Source organism: Natrinema limicola JCM 13563 (genome assembly GCF_000337475.1).
Taxonomy (GTDB): domain Archaea; phylum Halobacteriota; class Halobacteria; order Halobacteriales; family Natrialbaceae; genus Natrinema; species Natrinema limicola.
Genome location: NZ_AOIT01000049.1, coordinates 1 through 17,582, shown reverse-complemented (window position 1 = coordinate 17,582; position 17,582 = coordinate 1). Strand labels below are relative to the sequence as shown.

16 protein-coding genes are annotated in these 17,582 nt (G+C 64.1%); 8 read left to right on the top strand and 8 right to left on the bottom strand.

All coding sequences use genetic code 11. From position 1 onward, the window contains the following. Nucleotides 1-108 precede the first annotated feature (108 nt). The 3 genes from tatC to C476_RS11975 all read left to right on the top strand — a co-directional run bounded on the left by tatC (nucleotide 109) and on the right by C476_RS11975 (nucleotide 3,583). Nucleotides 109-1,032 (top strand): twin-arginine translocase subunit TatC, encoded by a 924-nt coding sequence (tatC, locus tag C476_RS11985; RefSeq protein ID WP_008013288.1) that lies wholly within the window; start codon nucleotides 109-111, stop codon nucleotides 1,030-1,032. Nucleotides 1,033-1,148: 116 nt separating this feature from the next. Beyond that, on the top strand, nucleotides 1,149-3,245 hold the full coding sequence (gene nasA, locus C476_RS11980; protein WP_008013287.1) for an assimilatory nitrate reductase NasA: 2,097 nt from the start codon (nucleotides 1,149-1,151) through the stop codon (nucleotides 3,243-3,245). A 53-nt stretch (nucleotides 3,246-3,298) separates the two neighbouring features. Further along, on the top strand, nucleotides 3,299-3,583 hold the full coding sequence (locus C476_RS11975; protein ID WP_008013286.1) for an amphi-Trp domain-containing protein: 285 nt from the start codon (nucleotides 3,299-3,301) through the stop codon (nucleotides 3,581-3,583). A gap of 111 nt (nucleotides 3,584-3,694) precedes the next feature. On the opposite strand, the gene C476_RS11970 is transcribed toward C476_RS11975, so the two are convergent. Next, nucleotides 3,695-4,051, bottom strand: a complete 357-nt coding sequence (locus C476_RS11970; RefSeq protein ID WP_008013285.1) for a hypothetical protein — start codon at nucleotides 4,049-4,051, stop codon at nucleotides 3,695-3,697. 213 nt (nucleotides 4,052-4,264) lie between these two features. Continuing rightward, the gene (larE, locus tag C476_RS11965; RefSeq protein ID WP_008013284.1) at nucleotides 4,265-5,110 is read right to left on the bottom strand and encodes an ATP-dependent sacrificial sulfur transferase LarE; all 846 of its coding nucleotides are present in this window, start codon (nucleotides 5,108-5,110) and stop codon (nucleotides 4,265-4,267) included. A 148-nt stretch (nucleotides 5,111-5,258) separates the two neighbouring features. Here larE and C476_RS11960 point away from each other — a divergent pair, with 148 nt between their 5' ends. Beyond that, nucleotides 5,259-5,825 (top strand): hypothetical protein, encoded by a 567-nt coding sequence (locus C476_RS11960; protein ID WP_008013280.1) that lies wholly within the window; start codon nucleotides 5,259-5,261, stop codon nucleotides 5,823-5,825. Nucleotides 5,826-6,261: 436 nt separating this feature from the next. On the opposite strand, the gene C476_RS11950 is transcribed toward C476_RS11960, so the two are convergent. After that, a complete protein-coding gene (locus C476_RS11950; RefSeq protein WP_008013275.1) occupies nucleotides 6,262-7,221 on the bottom strand; it encodes a DUF368 domain-containing protein in 960 nt (319 codons plus the stop codon). Nucleotides 7,222-7,464: 243 nt separating this feature from the next. Here C476_RS11950 and C476_RS11945 point away from each other — a divergent pair, with 243 nt between their 5' ends. From C476_RS11945 to uvrB, 4 genes are all read left to right on the top strand, one after another. Further along, nucleotides 7,465-9,450: a MutS-related protein gene (locus tag C476_RS11945; RefSeq protein ID WP_008013274.1), complete on the top strand. Its 1,986-nt coding sequence runs from the start codon at nucleotides 7,465-7,467 to the stop codon at nucleotides 9,448-9,450. Nucleotides 9,451-9,583: 133 nt separating this feature from the next. After that, a complete protein-coding gene (locus C476_RS11940) occupies nucleotides 9,584-10,714 on the top strand; it encodes an ORC1-type DNA replication protein (RefSeq protein ID WP_008013272.1) in 1,131 nt (376 codons plus the stop codon). 380 nt (nucleotides 10,715-11,094) lie between these two features. Then, nucleotides 11,095-11,811 (top strand): DUF4397 domain-containing protein, encoded by a 717-nt coding sequence (locus C476_RS11935; RefSeq protein WP_008013269.1) that lies wholly within the window; start codon nucleotides 11,095-11,097, stop codon nucleotides 11,809-11,811. A gap of 98 nt (nucleotides 11,812-11,909) precedes the next feature. Next, nucleotides 11,910-13,970, top strand: coding sequence for an excinuclease ABC subunit UvrB (uvrB, locus tag C476_RS11930; RefSeq protein ID WP_008013267.1), 2,061 nt, complete (start codon nucleotides 11,910-11,912; stop codon nucleotides 13,968-13,970). 34 nt (nucleotides 13,971-14,004) lie between these two features. On the opposite strand, the gene C476_RS11925 is transcribed toward uvrB, so the two are convergent. The 5 genes from C476_RS11925 to C476_RS11905 form a co-directional block, all read right to left on the bottom strand. Continuing rightward, a complete protein-coding gene (locus C476_RS11925) occupies nucleotides 14,005-14,460 on the bottom strand; it encodes a phage tail protein (protein WP_008013265.1) in 456 nt (151 codons plus the stop codon). 51 nt (nucleotides 14,461-14,511) lie between these two features. Next, nucleotides 14,512-14,760 carry a DUF6760 family protein gene (locus tag C476_RS11920; protein ID WP_008013263.1) on the bottom strand — a complete coding sequence of 83 codons (249 nt, stop codon included), beginning with the start codon at nucleotides 14,758-14,760 and terminating at the stop codon, nucleotides 14,512-14,514. 5 nt (nucleotides 14,761-14,765) lie between these two features. After that, nucleotides 14,766-15,326 (bottom strand): hypothetical protein, encoded by a 561-nt coding sequence (locus C476_RS11915; RefSeq protein ID WP_008013262.1) that lies wholly within the window; start codon nucleotides 15,324-15,326, stop codon nucleotides 14,766-14,768. Nucleotides 15,327-15,489: 163 nt separating this feature from the next. Beyond that, nucleotides 15,490-15,948 (bottom strand): phage tail protein, encoded by a 459-nt coding sequence (locus C476_RS11910; RefSeq protein WP_008013260.1) that lies wholly within the window; start codon nucleotides 15,946-15,948, stop codon nucleotides 15,490-15,492. Between the two features lie 53 nt (nucleotides 15,949-16,001). Next, nucleotides 16,002-17,504 (bottom strand): phage tail sheath family protein, encoded by a 1,503-nt coding sequence (locus C476_RS11905; protein WP_049911821.1) that lies wholly within the window; start codon nucleotides 17,502-17,504, stop codon nucleotides 16,002-16,004. Nucleotides 17,505-17,582 lie beyond the last annotated feature (78 nt).

The following is a 17,582-nucleotide window of genomic DNA, read 5'->3' as shown; positions in this document are numbered from 1 at the left end:
CTTTCGAGTGGATATGCGGGCTCGAAGCCCGATCGATCGCCCTTCTCACCCTCTCGTGGTCACCGTAAGAAAAAGGCCTATAACCGGTGGCCTATCACTAACCCGTAGATGTCGGACGAGCCGGTCGATGACCGCGCCCGCGAGGGTCCGCCAGAGCCACAGGAGGGCTCCGATGAGCCCCAGCCATCCCTCGCGGACGCAGGCGCGGCGTCGCCACCCCTCGAGGCTGACGGCGAGGGCGTCGTCGGCGACCACCCGTCTCCCGAGCCGACCTATCCCGACTCCGACGACGATATCGGGGGCGTCTCGACGCCGCCTGGAGACGAGGAGATGCCGCTGGCCGATCACATCGAGGAGATGGTGCTTCGGCTGGCGGTCGTGTTGCTCTTTGCGGCCGGTGGGACGGCGATCGGTCTGCTGTGGGCCTCCCAGGCGATCGAGTTCGTCTGGTTCTCCGTCTTCCCGTCCGGCGGCAATGCGCCGCCACCGCACGTCTACCAGCCCCTCGAGCTGTGGCTGACCCGGATCAAGGTCGCGTCGCTGCTCGGGATCATGGTTGCGCTGCCGGCCTTCGTCTACGAGTGTTACTTGTTCATGCGGCCGGGGCTGTATCCAAACGAGCGCAAATACTACCTCGCGGCCGTGCCGACGAGCGTCGTGCTCGGGGCGGTCGGTATGCTGTTTTCGTACGTCCTCGTGTTGCCGATCCTCTTTCAGTATTTCACCTACTACGCTGATGGCAGCGCCGAGATCGCTTACGCGCTGGGCGAAACGTTCAACCTGGTCATCACGCTGATGGGCTTTCTCGCCATCGTCTTCCAGATTCCGCTCTTTATCATGCTGGCGATCATGATGGGCGTGACGACCCGTCGCTGGCTGGCCCAGAAGCGACTGTACTTCTGGGCGGCGTTCGCGGGGCTGGCCTTCATGTTCACGCTTGACCCAACCGGGATGGCACCCATCCTCGTCGCCATCACCATGATTCTGCTGTTCGAGGGGACGCTGTTCGTCCTGAAGTGGGTCGGCCGATAATCGACCGATGTCGTCTCGACTCGACACTCGTTATCCGTGGAACGCATCGTCACTGACCCGTGTCGCCCTGCTCGTCGGAGGTGAGCGCTGTGACTGACCCCATCCCAACGACGTGTATGCGCTGTGCGGTCGGCTGTGGACTCCGCCAGCAGTCCGCCGACAACGGGGACGGCCTCGAGGCAGTCAGCGGCGATCCCGTTCATCCGGTCAGCAAGGGGGTGGCCTGTCGGCGCGGCATCCGCGAGACCGTCGATCCGGACGGCCAGCGGCTGACTCAGCCGCTCGTCCGCGAGGACGGCAACCTCGTCGCGACGACCTGGGAGGCCGCGCTCGAGCGCGCGACCGATGGACTCGAAGCTGCGCTTGCCCGGAGCAGCGACGCCGTCGCCGTTCTGGGCAGCGGCCAGCAGACCACCGAGGCTGCCTACGCGCTGGGCAAACTCGCTCGCGGTGGCTTCGGCACACGGTACTACGATGCGAACACGACGCTGTGTATGGCGTCAGCGGTCACTGCCTATTACGATGCGTTCGGCAGCGACGCGCCGCCACCGACCTACGACGACATCCCCGTGGCCGAGAGCCACGTTGTCTGGGGAGCGAATCTCGCGGTCGCCCATCCCGTCTTGTTCCGCTGGATTCGCCAGTCTGCAGCCGAAGACGGCTCGGAGCTCATCGTCGTCGACCCCATCCACAGCGAGACCGCCGCGGCCGCTGACTATCACGTTCCGCTCGAGCCCGGCGGCGACCGCACGCTCGCTCGAGCGGTCCTCGCTCGCCTCCTCGAAACAAATCGGGTCGATGAGGACTTCGTCGCCGAGGCGACAATCGGGTTCGATGATTGCCGCGCGGACCTGCCCGACGTAGCCGACGCCGCCACACGGGCGGGTGTCTCGATGGCCGACGTCGAGCGACTGGCCAACGCGCTCGCAGACTCCACGCTCCTGTACTGGGGAATGGGGATCAACCAGAGCGTCAACGGGGCCGCAGCTGCGGGTGCGCTGATCGATCTCTGTCTCGCGACCGGCAACCTTCGGCCAGGGTCGGGGCCGTTCTCGCTGACCGGGCAGGCCAACTCGATGGGGACTCGCGTCTGTTCGGCGAAGGGGACGTGGCCCGGCCATCGCCCCTTCGACGATTCTCATCATCGCAGGACAGTCGCCGAGGCCTGGGACGTCCCGGTCTCGCGACTCCCTGACGATCCGGGCCCGGGACCGGTCGGCCTCGTCGACGCGATCGGCGACGAGATCGATGCGGTCTACACGGTCGCGACGAACCCCGCCGCAGGCATGCCGGATGCGACGGCCGTCCGCGAGCAACTCGCGGACGCCTTTCTCGTCGTTCAAGATGCCTTCCGCAGTGAGACGGCCGAGTACGCCGACGTTGTTCTGCCTGCGGCGACGTGGGGTGAGTCCGAGGGGACGACGATTTCCATGGATCGAACCGTCTCGCGAGTGCGGCCCGCGACGGAGCCGCCGGCGGCGGCACGAACGGACCTCGAGATCATCGGCCAACTCGCCGAGCGCCTCGTTCCCGGCCTGTTCGATGATCGGCTCGAGCCCGCCACGGTCTTCGACGAGTTCGCGGCACTGACTGCCGGCACGCCAGCCGACTGCTCGGGGCTCAGCTACGAGCGACTCGCGGCCGAGCGTGCGGTCCGCTGGCCGGCACCGACCGCAAACGATTCGGTCGGCTACCGGTACTACGACAGCGAACCCGACGGCGACGCGGACGCCGACGAATCGTGGTCGTTCCCGACGCCGTCTGGCCGGGTGCGGTTCTCGAGCGCCGAGGCCCGGCCGCTGCCGGAGCCGACCGACGACGCCTACCCGCTTACGCTGACGACCGCACGCCGGCCGGACGCATACAACACTGGGGTGCGAACTGACACAGACGACTCTCTGACGGCGCGGGTCAGCCCGGCGACGGCGGCTGCGTTTGTAGACGCACTCGAGCAGCCTGCCGACGGACCCACTGGTGACGAGCACCGACTGGCACGGCTCTGTTCTCGGCGGGCCGCGGTCATCGTTCGCGTTGAATCCGACGCGGCGATCCCCGATGGCGTCGTCTGGCTGCCGATCCACCAGCCGAGCGTTAACGCCCTCACGATCGCTGCCGTCGATCCACGGTCGAAGGAGCCGAATTTCAAGCAGTGTGCGGTTCGTCTCGAGTCGCCCCGTGACCCAGCCGGCGAGAGCCGTCTCGACGGTTACTGATCACCACAATCCCCGGGCACGTATTTATCAACTGTCGGAACGTATTGGGGTGTATGCCAGAAGAAGTGCTGTTCAAATCCGAAAGCGACATGAACAGAAGCGAAATCGCGTCGTTACTCCGTCGCGTCGCAGACAATCTCGATGCCGGTGAGGCGATCACGCTCTCGGCTGGCTCCGACGCCGTCACTCTCGACCCGCCAGCGCGGCCGACTTTCGAGGTCAAAGCCGAACGCGAAGGGCCAACCGATGCCCCCGGCGAACTGTCCATCGAGTTCGAACTCGAGTGGGACGAAGACGGCGGCGACGGTGGCGGCGGTGGCGACCTCACGATCGAGTAATACTGTCGGACGACACGGCTCAGACATCGATCGCACGCGAGACGCTGTCGCCGACAGCGACAGCCGTCAGGACGCGATCGAGTATTCACGGACGTTTGTCCGGGAGGATACCTACCGGTGTTCGCGGGTGCGCTCGTAGGCGTACTCGAGTGCATCCTCGAGCGAGCCGGGACCGTCGTAGCTGGCCGAGAACAGATCCATGAACTGCCGAGCGATCTGCGTACACCGTTCGAACGTTAGGACACGTCGCACGCGCATCGTTTCCGAGAGGTCCAGTCCCGGATAGCTCGTCGCGGTCAGTGCGTAGCCGGGGTGGTCCTCGCCGTCGAGCGAGGCCGGGGCGACTTTGAGGCGAAGATCGCCTGACTCGTGGCGATACGTCCGATACCCCATCTCTCGGTCGGTATGCGTTGGGGTGTAGGTCCGAGACTCTTCGGTGGTCCACTCGAGCGGCACGTCAGCGTCCATCGATCACTTCTACCGGCCCAAAAACTACGTCCGTATCGCAACGTGCAATATTCCCGAACACACTGCCGCTATCTTCACTATTGGGGAGTTCATACTGCGAAATACGGTTATATTCTGGCCGTTCGTCTATCGAAGCTACGTCGAGGCGGACGATCGCCGAATCTCCGTCCCCGAATCGAAGGATGTCGGTGGCCGCCGGGCTAATGAGTGCGATCAGTCGTCGCTCGTCGACTCCGCTGTGGCCTCCTCGTCGCCCGCGGGACTGACGCTGCCGGTCCGGTAGCCATGAAGATCGAGCGTCACGTGCTCGAACCCCAGCCGCGAGAGTTCTTCGCGAACTGTCTCCACGAACTCACGGGTCAACGCACGCTCGAGTTCCTCGGGCGCGACCTCGATCCGTGCGAGGCCGTCGTGGTCGCGGACGCGGAACTGATCGAAGCCCCACTGGCGCAACAGGGCCTCGGCGCGCTCGATCCGCGTGAGTCGGTCGTCGGTGACTGCGAGTCCGGTCGGGATGCGCGAGGAGAGACAGGCCATTGAGGGCTTGTCGGCCACCGACAGGCCGTAGTGGGCGGCGATCTCGCGGACCTCCGCTTTCGTGATGTCGTGGGCAAGCAGCGGCGAGTGTACGTCGAGTTCGTCGACCGCCTGCAGGCCGGGCCGGTGGCCAGCGCCCGGATCGTCGGCGTTGGTCCCGTCACAGACCGTCCCGATCCCGAGTTCGCGGGCCGTCGCTTGCATCTCGCCGAGGCGCATCGTCCGGCAGTGATAGCAGCGATCGTCGTCGTTTTCGACGAACGCGTCGCTGTCGAGTTCCGAGAAGGAGACGATCTCGTGGCGGATGCCGATCTCGTCAGCGACGCGTTTGGCGTCTTCGAGTTCGGCCTCGGGGAGCGTCTCACTCTTTGCAGTGCAGGCGACGGCATCGTCGCCGAGTGCGTCGTGGGCGAGTGCGGCCACCACGCTCGAGTCGACCCCGCCGGAGAAGGCCACGAGGACCCCATCACGGGCCGCGAGGTCGTCGCGGGCGGCCTCGCGTTTCGCCTCGACCGATGTCATGGACCGTCGTTCGGGCCGCGCGGCCAAAAGGACGTTGTCACGATGCCGGGTGGTTCGTGCCCGCGCTCCAGCGACGCATCCCGAGCGGGGTGCAGTCAGCAGCGCGCCCGGCGGTTAAGGCGTCGTCCGGCATAGGGCTGGTACCGAGATGACTCTGATTGTAGTAGATCGCCTCCGATCGATCGCCGAGGCCGAGGGACATACCGAAGCCGTTGACGACCGTCCGCGCAAGGAACACGTCGCCGATGCCGTTGCTCGCGGAATTCAGGGCGGATTCGTCGCGACGCTGATCATGACCGCCTTTCGCCTGCCGCTCTTGCGATCGCTGCCCCCGTCGGCGAACTTCTGGTCGCAGTACGTCGCCGACGGCGACCCCGACGAACATCCGATCGCTGGCCTCGCACTGCATCTGCTCTACGGGATCGGTTCGGGCGCGGTCTTCGGGGCGCTGTTTTCCCTATACGACGCTGGCCGATCGATCGAACCCGAACAGCGCGGCCTCGTCTGGGGATCGATCTACGGGCTGGCTCTGTCCGCTTTTGGCGTACAGGTCGTGTTGCAGGGACTGCTCGACATCCCCCTCGAGGCTGACGAACTCGCGCTCTTTCACGCCGGTCACCTCGTCTACGGCCTCTCGCTTGGTGCCTGGGTCGGCTCCCGAACCGAGGGCGTCGAGGATCCCGAACGAGAGTACGAGTACGCTGGCGGCAACTGATTGTCGTCCATCGTTGTCCGTGACGCAGGCTCGAGGTGGCTGAACACGCAAGCCTGACGTCGATCGTCCGCTGTCGCATACCCTCTGCCGTGACCGACTACTCGATGCACAAACCCGACGGTTCGGGGACGACGACCGAGGAATGAGACGAGCCACGACTCGAGGACTTCGATGCCGACGATCTGGGCGAGGTCGCAGCTCCCTTCCTCCTCTCGACGTCGGGATTCCCACCGGAGAACGTCACCGACCTCAAACTGCCAGTGGTCGATCCCGACGGCGACCTCAACAAGAACGCCTTGCAGACGGCCAAAACGGCGGCCACGGCGTTGGCGAGATCGACGACATAGACGACGATAAACAGGACTCGGTCGAGGAACTGATCGACGACCTCGCGAACGAGAGCTTCGAGAACGCCGATTTCGGCGACTGAGCGGCGTTACTCCGGCTCGAAGCCGCCGACGAGATACTCGAGGCCGAACAGCGCGATCGCACCGACGACCGCCCATGCGGCGGTCAGCGTTATTGTTTCCGTCGTCCACGCGTTCGTCTTGGCGATGTTGGTCAGGGGAGCAGGCACCGAGCCGGCGATAAGGCTCACGAGGAAGACGAGCGTGAGCCCGCGGTGGCGATCTAATGCGATGCGGACGACGCGGGCGATCGTGAGGAGACCGGTAGCACCACCGACAACGAACAGTACTACGGTCGTTCCCGGATCGGTGACGGCCGCCAGCGAGCCACCGCTGAGCAGGTCACCCAGCGCGTGAACGAACGCGCTCAGTTCCGACGAGAGGAAGACGTACTGACCGAGCAGGATCAAGATTAGCGATCCCGAGATTCCTGGCAGAATCATCGCGCTGACGGCGATCGCACCGGCGAGGACGATCACTATCGGGCCGCTTCCGGGCAGCGAGACGATGTCGGCAGCGACCAGCAACGCGAGGCTGGTTCCCGTCATTGCGACGCCGATGTGTGTCGGCGAGTCGATCGTCAGGCTTCGGCCGAGCGTGATCACTGAGGCGGCGATCAGGCCGGTAAAGAAGCCGAACATCGCGACCGGATGGGACTGTGCCAGCGACGAGACGGCGTCGGCGACAATAACGACCGCGGTGATGATACCGACGCCGAGCGGGAGTAAGAATCCCAAATCCAACTCGAGCAGCGCTTCCCGTGCTTTCGTCCGCCGGTCGGGATGGTAGCCCCGGAGCACGGCGGCCGCCCGCCAGGGCGTAAACGCGGTGACCGCAGCGATCAGCCGGCCATAGAAGCCGAGCAACAGCGCGACGGTGCCACCGGAGACGCCGGGCAGGGCGTCTGCCGTTCCCATACAGAGCCCGTAGCTGTAGGTCCGCAGCCACTCGAGGCGGTCGTCGACCGCGTCCGGACGGTCATACTCCATACGTTCGGGGTAGCCACATCGCACTCGTCTCTGTTTGTCGCCACTGTCTCCGATCGGGCTTTCCGACCTGCCGTTTCGGTTGCACATCCGGACGCTAGCCGTGTGTCCGTATAAATGCTCGACACCGCTGTCAGTCCATGCTACGAGTGATGCTGCGATTTACCGTGGCATGGCTGGCCATAGCATGTTCTGTAATACGGGCGGGAACTTTTTCTCGCTTCGGTTTGATACGCACCTCGAGACATGGACCTCGAGTCGATTCCGGGCGTCGGCGAGAAGACGGCTCGCGCACTTGCTGCTCTCGACGATCCCGAGCGCGCGCTACGGACTGGCGACGTGGCGACGCTTGCGACCGCACCGGGGATCTCTCAGGGCCGGGCCGCCCGCATCGCGCGGGGAGCGATCCGGCTCGAGCACGACGATCCGGGCGGCTTCCTCGCAACCGACCGCGCCCGCGAGATCTACCGCGAGGTCCTCGGCCTGCTCAAAGACCGTACCGTGACCGACTATGCCGCCCAGCGCCTCGAGACGCTCTATCCGAGCCCGCGGCGATCGCGCATCGACGAGGTGCAGGCGTTCGCCTGCGAGGCCCTCGAACGCGAGCCCACCCCCGACGTGCTCGAGGCACTCGAGGGCGTCGAACCGCTCTGCGAACCCGGCGACGTGCGGGTCCGCGAGCGCTGTCTGGCGACGACTGACGCCGAACGCTACAGCGAGGCCCGCGAGGCGATCCCGGAACTCTCCGTCGAGGTCGTCGAGGACACCCAGGGGCTGGCCGAACTCGCGCGCGGCTACGCGACGGTGATCGCTCTTGACGAGTCCTTTGCCGGCGTCGCACTCGACGGGGATGTGCAGGTCCGCCCCGACGCACTCGAGAATCCGGCCGAGGTCGTCCCCGAACGGCCGCTTGCGTTCTTTGCGCGCAACCGCGATCGGCTCCAGGCGGCCATCGCGGTCCACCGCGCCGCCGATCTCGAGGCCCCCTGCGATCTCGCGGCGCTCGAGGATGGGCTCTCGCGGCTGGCCGAAGACGGCACGGTCGCGGGCGACGACGAACTCGACCGGTTGACGACGGCGGTCGACGATCTGGACGCGGCCGCGAGTGCAGCCGAGAGCGTCGCCAACGACCGGCTCCGGGAGGCGATCCGCGAACAGGACGTCACCATCGAGGGGTCGGACCTCCTCTCGCTGGTCGAGCGCGGGGCCGGCGTCGACTCCCTGTTGTCTCGCGAACTCGCGGACGAGTACGCTGCGGCCGTCGATGCGGCTCGTGAGCATCTCATCGACGCCCTCGATCTCGAGGCCGGCGAGGCCGAGATCGCCCGTCGTGCGTTCGGCGACGAGCCGACGTTTCCGGTCGAGCACGACGAGGATGTCGTTGGCCGGCTGCGCGAGGAACTCACGGCGGCCAAGGAACGCCGCGCGGGACGGCTCAAACGCGAGCTCGCGGCTGACTTGGCCGACCAGCGCGAGGGGGCCCGCCAGCTCGTCCGCGACGCCCTCGAGCTTGACGTCGAACTCGCAATCGCCCGGTTTGCTGATGACTTCGACTGCGTGATGCCGGCGTTCGTCGACTCGGCCGACGCTGTCGGCTTCGACATCGAGGGCGGTCGCTCCCCGCTGCTCGACGAACCGCTCGAGCGCATCGATCCCGTCGACTACGCGGTCTCGGGCGTTGCCCTGCTCTCGGGAGTCAACAGCGGCGGAAAGACCTCCACGCTGGATCTGGTCGCGAGCGTGGTCGTGTTGGCTCACATGGGATTGCCCGTCCCCGCCGAGCGCGTCCGCTTGCGGCGGTTCGACGACCTTCACTACCACGCCAAGACCCAGGGGACGCTGGACGCGGGCGCGTTCGAGTCGACCGTTCGCGAGTTCGCCGACCTCGCGCAGGGCGGCGAGGGGTCGCTCGTGTTAGTTGACGAACTCGAGAGCATCACCGAGCCCGGCGCGTCGGCGAAGATCATCGCCGGCATTCTCGAGGCGCTTTCTGAGAACGGCGCGACGGCGGTGTTCGTCTCGCACCTCGCGGGCGAGATTCGTGAGATGGCCGCCTTCGACGTGACCGTCGACGGCATCGAGGCCGTCGGACTGGTGGATGGCGAACTCGAGGTGAACCGCTCGCCGGTCAAAGACCACCTCGCGCGGTCGACGCCGGAGCTGATCGTCGAGAAGCTGGCGGGTGAACACGACAGTGCGTTCTACGGGGACCTGTTGGAGAAGTTCGAGTAGCCGAGCCGTGGCGGTGTGACGATATGAATATGATGGCCTTGTTACTATGTCAGACAGTAACAGGCGATATGGGCTCTGTCCGGGATGTGGACCCACCGAAGGGTTAAGACGCTGCGGAAGCAGGGTGAAAGTGATGGCAGACGACCCCGACGAGGGGATGTTGTCGTGGGACGAATCCGTGTTCAAAAACGAGCACGTCTTCGAGATCGACTACGTCCCCGAGACGTTCAAGCACCGCGAGGGCCAGACCCAGAGCCTGACGTATGCGCTGCGCCCGGCGGTGCGGGGGTCGCGGCCGCTCAACGTCGTGGTGCGGGGCCCACCTGGCACAGGGAAGACGACAGCAGTCCAGAAGCTGTTCGACGAGATCGGGACGCAGACGAGCGATGTCCGGACGATTCGCGTCAACTGTCAGGTCAATGCGACGCGGTACTCCGTCTTTTCGCGACTGTTCGAGGGCACATTTGATTACGAGCCACCCTCGTCGGGCATCTCGTTCAAGAAGCTGTTCGGCCAGATCGCCGAGAAGCTCGTCGAGGAAGACAAGGTCCTCATCGTCGCACTCGATGACGTCAACTACCTCTTCTACGAGAACGAGGCCAGCGACACCCTTTATTCGCTGCTGCGGGCTCACGAGGAGTACCCCGGCGCGAAGATCGGCGTCATCGTCGTCTCCTCCGACCCCGCCTTGGACGTCACCGACGAACTCGATTCCCGTGTCCAGAGCGTCTTCCGCCCCGAAGACGTCTATTTCCCCGTCTACGACCAGCCCGAGATCGTCGACATCCTCGCCGAACGCGTCACACGTGGCTTCCACGACGGGGTTATCTCACGAGATACCCTCGAGTACGTCGCCGACCTCACCGCCGAAAGCGGCGATCTTCGGGTCGGGATCGACCTGCTTCGCCGAGCCGGGCTCAACGCCGAGATGCGAGCCAGCCGCACTGTCGAGCGCCAGGACGTCGAGGACGCATACGAGAAATCCAAGTATATCAACCTCACCCGGTCGCTGTCGGGACTCAGCGAGACCGAACAAGCGCTGCTCGAGGTGATCGCCACCCACGACGGCGAGCAAGCTGGCGCAGTCTACGAGGCGTTCCACGAGCGGACCGAGCTGGGTTATACGCGCTACTCCGAGATCGTCAACAAACTCGACCAGCTCGGCCTGATCGATGCCGACTACACCGATGTCGATGGGCGGGGGCGCTCGCGGTCGCTGTCGCTATCCTACGAGAAAGCGGCAGTGTTAGAACGCCTCGAGTAAGCACCGCCTCCGCGTGCCGTCGTCTCCGCTCGCGCGTTATGTCCGATCGATGGTCTCGCGATAGGCTTTGGCAGATTCGAGCGCCGACTCGAGTTCGTCGGACATAGCTGCGGCCAGCACGTCTCGCTGCATAACGGTTGGGAGAGCAGTCGCCACGTGCTGCGGTCTCAAAACGGACCTGAGTGTTCGCGACCGCTACTCGTGTTGGCGTCCCTTACTCGTCGGTTATGGGTCGCCTTCAGACGGCAGGTTCCACATACACGGAAAGCACCGCGAGAAACGTCGAAACTACCCGTGATACTGACTGGGCGCTTTTTTCCTTCGGCGTCCCCGCTGTCACTCGCAGCATGCCAGTATCACGACGAACTGCCCTGAAAACGATGGGCATCGCAGGTGGGGTAACAGCAGCGAGTGGCACCGTTTTGGCCGGCGGCGAATACAAACACGACGAGCGCTCGAGTGACACGGACTCGGTCGATACGTCGAAAGAGATGTCGGGTGCGGCCGTCCGGGTCGCACACTTCTCCCCGGACGCACCGAACGTCGACGTCTACGTCAACGATGAGCAGGTACTCGCAGACGTCGCCTACGGTGACGTCTCGCCGTATCTAGAGCTCAAGCCGGGCACCTACACGGTGACGATCACGGCCGCCGGCGATCCGAACACGGTCGCCTTCGAGGGCGACGTGACCTTCGGTGCCGCATACTACACTGTCGCCGCGATCGGCGAACTCGAGGCCGAGACCTTCCAGCCGGCGGTCCTCGTAGACGCGGGCTCGGCGCTTGCCCGACTCGTTCACGCCGTACCCGACGCGCCGGCGGTCGATGTCTACGCCGACGACGAACTACTCTTCGAGAACGTCGCGTTTACTGACGCGACCGACTACGTCCCGGTCCCCGCCGGGTCGTATACTCTCTCGGTCCGGCCGGCCGGCGATCCCGAGACGACCGTTGCCTCGTTCGACGTCACGCTCGAGCGGGGGATGGCCTACACCGGCTACGCGATCGGCTACCTCGAGCCGCCGGAAGACGCGATGGACCGCGAGTTCACTGTTGAGGTGACCGTCGACGGCCCGACGACCGACGACGATATGTAGCTAACTGGTGCGGCGAGACGCCTTTTTTAGACAACTCGCCATCCCTATCCGGCCGGGTATGCGAGCGGGTCAAGTGGCTCGAGCCCCTGACGCCGACAATGAGCGACGCGCAAGGCCCGCTGCAGCCGGACCGTCCGGACGTCGACCGACCGTTTGTCGTCGACGCTCCATTCGACCCCGCAGGCGATCAGCCCGAGGCGATCGAACAAGTGGCCGCGGGCTTCCAGTCCGGCATGGACAAACAGACCTTGCTCGGGGTGACTGGCTCCGGGAAAACGAACACTGTCTCGTGGGTCATTGAGGAGATCCAGAAGCCGACCCTCGTTATCGCCCACAACAAGACGCTGGCGGCCCAGCTCTACGAGGAGTTCCGCAATCTGTTCTCCGAGAACGCCGTCGAGTACTTCGTCTCCTACTACGACTACTACCAGCCCGAGGCCTACGTCGAACAGACAGACACCTACATCGACAAGGACGCCTCCATCAACGACGAGATCGACCGCCTCCGACATAGCGCGACCCGGTCGCTGCTCACACGGGAGGACGTCATCGTCGTCGCCTCCGTGTCGGCGATCTACGGCCTCGGTGATCCACGCAACTACGTCGACATGTCCCTGCGCCTCGAGGTCGGCGAGGAGATCGGCCGTGACGACCTGCTGGCCCAGCTCGTGGACTTAAACTACGAGCGCAACGACGTCGACTTCACACAGGGCACGTTCCGCGTGCGGGGCGACACCATCGAGATCTACCCGATGTACGGCCGCTATGCCGTCCGCGTCGAACTCTGGGGCGACGAGATCGACCGCATGGTCAAGGTCGACCCGCTCGAGGGCGAGACCAAAGGCGAGCAACAGGCCGTGTTGATCCACCCTGCGGAGCACTACTCGATTCCGGAGACGAAACTCGAGCGCGCGATGGACGAGATCCGTGACGACCTGGATTCGCGCATCTCCTATTTCGAGCGACAAGGTGATCTGGTCGCCGCCCAGCGCATCGAAGAGCGGACGACCTTCGACCTCGAGATGATGGCCGAGACCGGCTACTGTTCCGGTATCGAGAACTACTCGGTCTATCTCTCGGATCGCGACTCCGGCGACGCGCCCTACACCTTGCTTGACTACTTCCCCGATGACTTCCTGACCGTCGTCGACGAATCACACGTCACGCTGCCCCAGATCCGCGGGCAGTACGCCGGCGACAAATCCCGCAAGGACTCGCTGGTCGAGAACGGCTTTCGGCTCCCCACAGCGTACGACAACCGCCCGCTCACATTCGAGGAGTTCGAGGAGAAAACGGACCAGACGCTGTACGTCTCGGCGACGCCGGGCGACTATGAAACCGAGCACAGCGACCAGATCGTCGAACAGATCGTTCGCCCCACCCACCTCGTCGACCCACAGATCGAGGTCGCGGACGCAACCGGGCAGGTCGACGATCTCATGGATCGCATCGACGAGCGTATCGACCGCGATGAGCGCACCCTCGTGACGACGCTGACCAAACGGATGGCCGAGGACCTGACCGAGTATCTCGAGGAAGCGGGCGTCGACGTCGCCTACATGCACGACGAGACCGACACGCTCGAGCGCCACGAGATTATCCGCTCGCTGCGATTGGGTGAGATCGACGTCCTCGTGGGGATTAACCTCCTGCGGGAGGGCCTGGACATCCCCGAAGTCTCGCTGGTAGCGATCTTAGACGCCGATCAGGAGGGGTTCCTGCGCTCGGAAACGACGCTCGTCCAGACGATGGGCCGGGCCGCCCGCAATGTCAACGGTGAGGTCGTCCTCTACGCCGACGAACCCTCGTCGGCCATGGAGTCCGCGATCGAGGAGACACAGCGACGGCGGCGGATTCAACAGCAGTACAACGAGGACCACGGCCTCGAGCCGACCACGATCGACAAGGAAATCGGCGAGACGAACCTCCCCGGGTCGAAGACCGACACCAGCGAAGTCTCCGGCCGGGAACTCGAGGACGAAGACGACGCCGCGCGCTATATCGACGAACTCGAGACCCAGATGCAGGAGGCCGCGAACAACCTCGAGTTCGAGTTGGCGGCCGATATCAGAGATCGGATTCGGGAACTTCGAGACGAGTTCGATCTCGATGGCGGTGACGAGGACGAGGGAATTGCGCCGCCGACCGAGGAATTCTGAAAGGATGCGGGGACAACTCCACCAGTTGTGACCGCTAGTCCGGCATCCCTGACAGCGTCGAGAAGCGCTCGTATGCCAACTCGATCGACTCGATTGCCATCCCTCGGTCGGTACTCACGAGGTCCGGCCCAGACCACTTCGTCGGATACGCACCGGCGAACTCCCACCCCCATTGACTGTCGCCGCGAAAGCCGTCTTTCACCGTGACGACGATGTTTTTTCTGGTGAGCGTCCCACTCATGACCGTCTGGATCCACTCCCAGAAGGTCGTGTTTTTCGTCAGTCCGCGTCGGAGGACGAGGTTCGCGTGTGCGAACTGGCCAGGTAACTGATGGACGTGATCGTTGACGCCACCCTCTCGGTACGGAACGGTTTCCAGTTCCATCGTTATCCCGGCGACCTCGGCGAATCCGGCAACCGCCTCGCCGTCTACCTCGACCTCGAAATTATACTGTGCGTAGGGATCGGTTTCGTTCGTGTCTGGTGCCATCTCTTCGGTACTGCGCGGTGGTATCTGCACCCCAGATACCGTGGTTCGTAGTTAGCCGGACTCCGGCGGGTTACGGAGGACGATCCCACCGCCAGCGTCGTCACGTCTGCGGCCGCGACCGCCATGATGGCCATGGCCCCGCTCCGACGGTGTCTCGTTCATTCGATCGTTGATCTCGCTGATCTCCGTACACCATCGCTGTCGTTCCCAGTGAGGCATGTTCAACACCGTCTCGTGGCTCCATCCGAAGTGGTAGGCCACGAACGCGACCTCCTCGTAGAGGCGATCCGGTTCGTACAACCGGATTACTCCACTGGATTTCCCGGCGTTGATTCCTCACCGTCGTTCGATTCGACGCTGGCCGCTTGCATCTCGGTGGCCTCGAGTCCGGACGAGTCGATCGCATCGATGCCACCGAGATCACCGCCGACGCCGGTCGCGCCGGCGTCCCTTCCAGCCTGAGCCATGGGGCTGCTTGCACCGTCCGTCGTAAGGTGGGCACCGCTTTCGGCGTCGATCTCGAACCGCTCGCCACACTCGGGGCAGGCCGTCTCGACGGCGTTTACGCCCTGATTGTTGATCCGCTCGTACAGCGCCTGGAGATACTCGAGGTCCGAGACGAACAGGTCCTCGATGACGCCGACGTCGATCGTCTCGAGGTCGCCGAGTTCGGTCACGACCCGCGAGAGCAAGACGAGCGTGAGATACGAGGAGTTCGACTGGACGCGAGGGGTTTGTAGTGGCTCGATTTCGTCGGCTGCCGTCGCGAGGCGCATGCGCCCCTCCTTGTGGAGTGTTCCCTCGTCGTCGACGTACCCCTGCGGAAGGGTAAACTCGAACTCCGTCTGGAGCGTGCCGCCGGTCATGGTCGACCACCCCGACGGTCACAGGCCACGACGACGCGCCCGGCGAACGGAGCTGACCGACCGGTGTGAACTACACCTTCGTCGTCGACGTGCCAGTCCGAATCGAGTCGAGCGGGCGGAACGGAAACGGTACCCGAACCCGGAGACTTGTTGGCTGGCCGTGTCATACGTTCTTGCGCTCCATCTCGTCGAACGTGACGACGTAGGATTCGGTCGCGAGGTTACCCTGTCCGCCCCCGCCGTGGGAGTTGAGCGTCGGCGGTCGATACTCTTTGATCCACGCCTTCGTGAACTCGAACCGAAGTACCGAGTCGCCGACTTCGTTCATGATGATCACGGCGATGTTCTTCCGGCCGCCGTCGTCCATCTTCCCTTGGTCGACGGCTTTTCGCCACTTGTAGAGCGCCTCGTTTTTCTCGTTTGCACCGCGAACGAGAACGAGGTCGTCGTACTGGGTGTCTCCCCAGAGCTTTCGGTTGTGTGATGGGTCGTTACCTTCGCGGTATTCGACCTGTTCGGTTCGCATCGCTGGCAGTTCGACCTCGACGAAGCCGGGGACGCCGACGCCGTCGAGTTCGACCTTGAATTCGGTTTGTCTGAGTGGTCCGTGTGAATCTGGCATTGTCGTGGTAGTTGCGTATTGGTTTCGGAGCTATCAGCTATGGGTGGGCAGCGCTATGTGTCGCTGGTATCCTGACTGATCCTGAAGACGACGAACTCGGCCGGTTTGACGGGCGCAATGCCGATCTCGACGATGAGGCGGCCATTGTCGATGTCGTCTTGCGTCATCGTTTCCTCGCCGCATTTGACGTAGAACGCCTCGTCGGCGGTGCTGCCTTGTAGCCCGCCGTCTCGCCAGATCGTCGTCAGGAAGTTCTCCGCGGACTGGCGGACGCGGGCCCACAGGTCCTCGTCGTTGGGCTCGAAGACCGCCCACTGGGTTCCCTCGTCGATCGACTGCTCGATGTAGAGGAACAGTCGCCGTACGTTCACGTATTTCCAGGACGGATCGCTGGACGTTGTTCGGGCACCCCAGAGGCGGATGCCACGACCCTGGAAGCTCCGAATGCAGTTGACGCCCTTCGGATTCAGCACGTCTTGTTCGCCCTTGGTGATCGTGTGTTGTGTGCCGAGGATGCCCCGAACGACTTCGTTTGCGGGTGCCTTGTGGACGCCGTGTTCGATGTCGCTTCGCGCGAAGATCCCGGCGATGTGACCGCCAGGTGGGACGAGCCGCTTTCGGTTGGTCAGCGGATCCGTCGCCTCGACCCACGGATAGTAATAGGCCGCATACGAGGAATCAACCGGCGTCTCGAGCTCCGAGATCGCACCCGCGTTCTGCGGTGCCTGCAAGATCGCGAACCGCTCACCCATGTTCTCACAGTGAGCGACGAGCGCCTCAGTCAGCCCCTCGATCTCGTTTTCGTCAGGGACACACATGAGTGAGACATTGTCGAGTTCCCTGAACGCCGCAAGACCGGTTCGCATTCCGGGCTTGTCGATACCTTCGTAGTCACTCAGCGACACGGTCTCTGTCTCGGGCACCGCTGAGAGATCGGAGACGACGTCGACGTCGACCGCCATTTCGCCGGCACGGATCTCCTCGAGCTCCGCCTGCAGCTCCTCTTGCGACTGGGACGCGTCGATGTCGAACGGTTTGGCGATCCCCTGTAACTCGGTGTACGCTCGTTCCTCGAGATCGTCAGGGATGTAGGCAGCAGTCTCCGACTCATCGCCGACTTCGATTAGCCCACCGTCGGCGTACTCTTCAGGGACGTCCCGAGACAGCCAGGAGAGCCCCTCTGCAGGGCAGCCCGCAGCTTGCTGTTCGAGGTCGACGAGCACCGATCCCGGGATCTGTTTCTCGTAGAACTGGCTGGATTCGGGATCGGCCGACATGTCCTCGTAGACTTCTTCGATGTCGGGCGCGGGCTCGGGCTGATCGGATGCAGGTTTGCTGACCGCCTCGAGATCACACGACCAGTATCGGAGCGTGAGGGTGAAATAGTCGTTCTCGCTGTCCTCGACGATCGCGGCGATCGAACTTCCCCACGCACCCGGTCCGATCGCTTTGACGGTGATGACGTCGTTTCGGTCCTCGTCGACGAGGGTCGTCGTCGCGACGTCCGTCGGCTCGGCGGGTGGTGCTGCGAATACCCCAAAATCCGTGCACGAGATTCGCGTCTGTCGGTAGGAATCGATCCCGAATACAGGGCCGATCAAGGAATCACGACCGCCACTCACCACCCGTGAGTG